Below are 4,745 nucleotides of genomic sequence, written 5' to 3'. Positions count from 1 at the left end.
CCGTCCGGTACTCGTCGGCCCACGCCTCCACGGTGTCCGCGGCCCGGTCGAACGCGGCCGGCTGCCCCAGGAAGTCCGCGTTGTGCGTGCTGAGCAGCACCACCGGCCCGTCGGCCGGGGAGGAGGCCCCGCGCCCGCTCCGGGCCTCCAGCACCAGCCCCTGGCCCTGCAGGGTCCGCGGCAGCCCCATCCACCGCACGGGCTGCTGCACCACCCGCAGCGTCCCCACCCGGGACCACGCCGTGGTCCGCGTGCTGAAGTACCGGACGTGGCGCAGCCCGGCCGAACTCACCCAGACCCCGAGCCGCAGCCCGCGCAGCGCCCCGGCGATCAGCAGCAGCGCCACGCCGAACCAGACCCAGGCGCCGGTCACCGAGGCCGTCGCCGCGATGATCACGGCCGCGACCAGCACGAACGAGGCGAGCAACAGCACCAGCGCGGCCAGCCCGACCCGGTGCGGACCCGGCCGGTAGGGCCGCCGCCACCGCTGACGGTCGTGAAACGGCAGGACGACGTCCTCCGTCTCCCCGTCGAACGCGCGGTCGGCCGTCAGAAAGGGCAGGGGCACGGCGGGTCCTCACTCGATCCACGATCCATACACACGAACGATGCCCGGTGAGGCTATCGAGCCCCTTCCGGCCCCACCACCCAGGGGCCGCCCGAACGGCGGGCCGGGCGCCGACCGAAAGCCGCGGACGGGGTCAGACCGGCGCATGCCGTCGTCGTAGAGTGAGCGACTGCCAGCCGAGGGCCCGCCCACCAGGGCCGGACCCGCCCGCCCGACCCGCCGAAGGAATTCCCCACAGTGAGCGACACCCCCGCAGACGACCTCACGGCAAGCTTCCGCAGCGACGTCACCGTCGAACTGGTGAAGCACACCGCCTCGGACGCCGACGTGCTGTTCGCCGCCCGCGTCTCCACCCTGGGCGAGCAGTCCCTGGAGGAGCTCGAGAAGGAGCCCGGCCGCTCCAGGGGGCTGATCAACTACCTGATGCGGGACCGGCACGGCAGCCCCTTCGAGCACAACTCCATGACCTTCTTCGTGAGCGCCCCGATCTTCGTCATGCGCGAGTTCATGCGACACCGCGTGGGCTGGTCCTACAACGAGGAGTCGGGCCGTTACCGGCAGCTCGAGCCGGTCTTCTACGTTCCCGGCGCGGACCGCAAGCTGGTCCAGCAGGGCCGCCCGGGCAAGTACGAGTTCGTCGAGGGCAGCGCGGAGCAGCAGGAACTGGTGGCCCGCACCATGACCGAGACCTACCAGGACGCCTACCGCGCCTACCAGGAGATGCTGGCGGCCGGTGTGGCCCGTGAGGTGGCCCGCGCCGTCCTCCCGGTCGGCCTCTTCTCGTCGATGTACGCCACCTGCAACGCCCGCTCGCTGATGCACTTCCTCGGGCTGCGCACCAAGCACGAGCTGGCCCGGGTGCCGTCGTTCCCGCAGCGGGAGATCGAGATGGTCGCGGAGCGGATGGAGCAGGAGTGGGCCAAGCTCATGCCGCTCACCTACGAGGCCTTCAACCAGAACGGCCGCGTCGCGCCCTGACCGCGGAACACGGGCGTTGCGGGCCTTCACGGGGGGACGAACGCCCCCTCGCCCGAAGTGTCCGGATTGCAGGACTTCGCGAAGTTCATCTAGCCTGACGATACGGGCCCGGCACTGCTTGAACCCCCGAGCAGGCAGTGCCGGGATCCCGTTCGCCTGGTTCATCCGCAATGTCCGGCCCCCGACGGCGCGCCAGGCCCGGTACAGCGAGTAGCGTGTTAGGCATGGCACCGACCTCCACTCCGCAGACCCCCTTCGGGAGGGTCCTTACCGCCATGGTGACTCCGTTCACGGCGGACGGCGCGCTCGACATCGACGGCGCCCAGCGGCTTGCCACCCACCTCGTGGACGCCGGCAACGACGGTCTCATCGTCAACGGCACCACCGGTGAGTCGCCGACCACCAGCGACGCGGAGAAAACGGCCCTGCTGAGGGCCGTACTGGAGGCCGTCGGCGACCGGGCGCACATCGTCGCCGGCGTCGGCACCAACGACACCCACCACAGCGTCGAGCTGGCCCGCACCGCCGAGCAGCTCGGAGCGCACGGCCTGCTCACCGTGACGCCGTACTACAACAAGCCCCCTCAGGAGGGGCTGTACCGGCACTTCACGGCGATCGCCGACTCCACCGGGCTCCCGGTGATGCTCTACGACATCCCGGGCCGCAGCGGCGTCCCGATCACCACGGAGACCCTGGTCCGTCTCGCCGAGCACCCGCGGATCGTCGCCAACAAGGACGCCAAGGGCGACCTGGGCGCGGCGAGCTGGGCGCTGTCCCGTTCGGGCCTGGCCTGGTACTCCGGCGACGACATCCTGAACCTTCCGCTGCTGTCGATCGGCGCGGTGGGCTTCGTCTCGGTCGTCGGCCACCTGGTCGCACCGGACCTGCGCGCGATGCTCGAGGCCCACCTCGGCGGCGACGTGCACAAGGCCGCCGAGATCCACCAGAAGCTGCTCCCGGTCTTCACGGGTGTCTTCCGCACCCAGGGCGCCATGACCACCAAGGCCGCCCTGGCCCTCCAGGGGCTGCCCGCCGGACCGCTGCGCGCGCCCCTCGTGGAGCTCAGCCCCCAGGAGCTCGACCAGCTCAAGCTCGATCTCGCCGCGGGCGGGGTACAGCTCTGAGCACCGGACTTCACAACTGAATACGCAGGGCGACAGCGCCTGCATCTTCCACACGACAACTGCTTACGCACGAACGTCACGCGCGCCACGTGCCTCCGGGCACGTGGCGTGCGTGGTGAGGAGAGTCTTTTGAGTCATCCGCACCCTGAACTCGGCCCGCCGCCCAAGCTCCCCAAGGGCGGACTGCGGGTCACCCCGCTCGGCGGCCTCGGCGAGATCGGTCGCAACATGACCGTCTTCGAGTTCGACGGCCGCCTGCTGATCGTCGACTGCGGCGTGCTCTTCCCCGAGGAGGAGCAGCCCGGCATCGACCTGATCCTTCCGGACTTCTCGTCCCTCCGGGACCGCCTCGGCGACATCGAGGGCATCGTCCTGACGCACGGGCACGAGGACCACATCGGCGCGGTGCCCTACCTGCTGCGCGAGCGTCCGGACATCCCGCTGATCGGTTCCAAGCTGACCCTCGCGCTGATCGAGGCCAAGCTCCAGGAGCACCGGATCCGTCCGTACTCCCTGGAGGTCGCGGAGGGCAACCGGGAGCGCCTCGGCCCCTTCGACTGCGAGTTCGTCGCCGTCAACCACTCCATCCCGGACGCCCTCGCGGTCGCCATCCGCACCCCCGCGGGCATGGTCGTCCACACCGGCGACTTCAAGATGGACCAGCTCCCGCTGGACGGCCGCCTCACCGACCTGCACGCCTTCGCGCGGCTCAGCGAGGAGGGCATCGACCTCCTGCTCAGCGACTCGACGAACGCCGAGGTCCCGGGCTTCGTCCCGCCCGAGCGCGACATCTCCAACGTGCTGCGGTCCGTCTTCGCGGGCGCCCGCAAGCGCGTCATCGTGGCGAGCTTCGCCAGCCACATCCACCGCGTCCAGCAGATCCTCGACGCCGCCCACGAGTACGGCCGCCGGGTCGCCTTCGTCGGCCGCTCGATGGTCCGCAACATGGGCATCGCCAGAGACCTCGGCTACCTGCGGGTGCCGCCGGGCCTGGTCGTGGACGTGAAGACCCTGGACGACCTGCCGGACCACGAGGTGGTCCTGGTCTGCACGGGTTCGCAGGGCGAGCCGATGGCCGCGCTCTCCCGCATGGCCAACCGCGACCACCAGATCCGGATCGTCCCCGGCGACACGGTGATCCTGGCGTCCTCGCTGATCCCCGGCAACGAGAACTCGGTCTACCGGGTGATCAACGGCCTCACCCGGTGGGGTGCCAACGTCGTCCACAAGGGCAACGCCAAGGTGCACGTCTCCGGGCACGCCTCCGCCGGCGAGCTGCTGTACTTCTACAACATCTGCCGTCCGCGGAACCTGATGCCGGTGCACGGCGAGTGGCGCCACCTGCGGGCCAACGCCGAGCTGGGCGCCCTGACCGGCGTCCCGCACGACCGCATCGTGATCGCGGAGGACGGCGTCGTCGTCGACCTGATCGACGGCAAGGCCAAGATCACCGGCAAGGTGCAGGCCGGCTACGTCTACGTCGACGGCCTTTCCGTCGGCGGCGTCGGCGAGCCCGCGCTGAAGGACCGCAAGATCCTCGGCGACGAGGGCATCATCTCGGTCTTCGTGGTGGTGGACTCCTCCACCGGCAAGATCAGCGCGGGCCCGCACATCCAGGCCCGCGGCTCCGGCATCGAGGACAAGGCCTTCGGTGACGTCCTGCCCAAGCTGGTCGAGGTGCTGGAGCGCCAGGCGCAGGAAGGCGTGGTCGAGCCGCACCAGATGCAGCAGCTCATCCGCCGCACCCTGGGCAAGTGGGTCTCCGACACCTACCGCCGCCGTCCCATGATCCTGCCGGTCGTGGTCGACGTCTGAGCACCGCGTACGACCCCGGTGAGCGCGTGATCCACACGTGATCCACGCGTGAGCCGGGACGTGCGGCAGGAGGGGAGCGCCTCGATTTGCACACGGGCGCTCCCCTCCAGTACGTTTACGGCTCCGCCCAGGGGGCACCCGCAACGTTCACGAACGTTCGGGGATGCTGACCAGGAGGGCGGGAAAACCGACTCAGAACTTCTGATAAAGTCGGAACCGCCGGAAAGGAAAGCGCGAAAGCGCTGGACTGGAAAGCACCG

At 70.1% G+C, this 4,745-nt stretch carries 4 protein-coding genes; 3 read left to right on the top strand and 1 reads right to left on the bottom strand.

All coding sequences use genetic code 11. The features are described from left to right. The coding region (locus HW445_RS18980; RefSeq protein WP_180222194.1) for a hypothetical protein at window positions 1–568 on the bottom strand (568 nt) is incomplete at its 3' end. 237 nt (window positions 569–805) lie between these two features. Between HW445_RS18980 and thyX the strand changes: the two genes are divergently transcribed. The 3 genes from thyX (at window position 806) to HW445_RS18965 (ending at window position 4,485) form a co-directional block, all read left to right on the top strand. After that, window positions 806–1,546 (top strand): FAD-dependent thymidylate synthase, encoded by a 741-nt coding sequence (gene thyX / locus HW445_RS18975; protein WP_180222193.1) that lies wholly within the window; start codon window positions 806–808, stop codon window positions 1,544–1,546. Window positions 1,547–1,770: 224 nt separating this feature from the next. Continuing rightward, entirely contained in the window at window positions 1,771–2,670 is a 900-nt protein-coding gene (gene dapA / locus HW445_RS18970) for a 4-hydroxy-tetrahydrodipicolinate synthase (protein WP_180222192.1), read from the top strand. A 129-nt stretch (window positions 2,671–2,799) separates the two neighbouring features. Further along, window positions 2,800–4,485 carry a ribonuclease J gene (locus tag HW445_RS18965; protein ID WP_180222191.1) on the top strand — a complete coding sequence of 562 codons (1,686 nt, stop codon included), beginning with the start codon at window positions 2,800–2,802 and terminating at the stop codon, window positions 4,483–4,485. The last annotated feature ends 260 nt before the right edge of the window (window positions 4,486–4,745 follow it).

Origin of the sequence: Streptomyces sp. UH6 (assembly GCF_013421635.1) — a bacterium.
In the GTDB taxonomy this organism is placed as follows: domain Bacteria; phylum Actinomycetota; class Actinomycetes; order Streptomycetales; family Streptomycetaceae; genus Streptomyces; species Streptomyces abyssomicinicus.
Note: the sequence above shows the minus strand (reverse complement) of the source record. Positions and strands in the feature narration are given on the sequence as shown.

What these genes read in the sequence shown, in the direction of transcription:
- dapA (WP_180222192.1), top strand. Translation starts at nt 1,771, where the DNA reads ATGGCACCGACCTCCACTCCGCAGACCCCCTTCGGGAGGGTCCTTACC.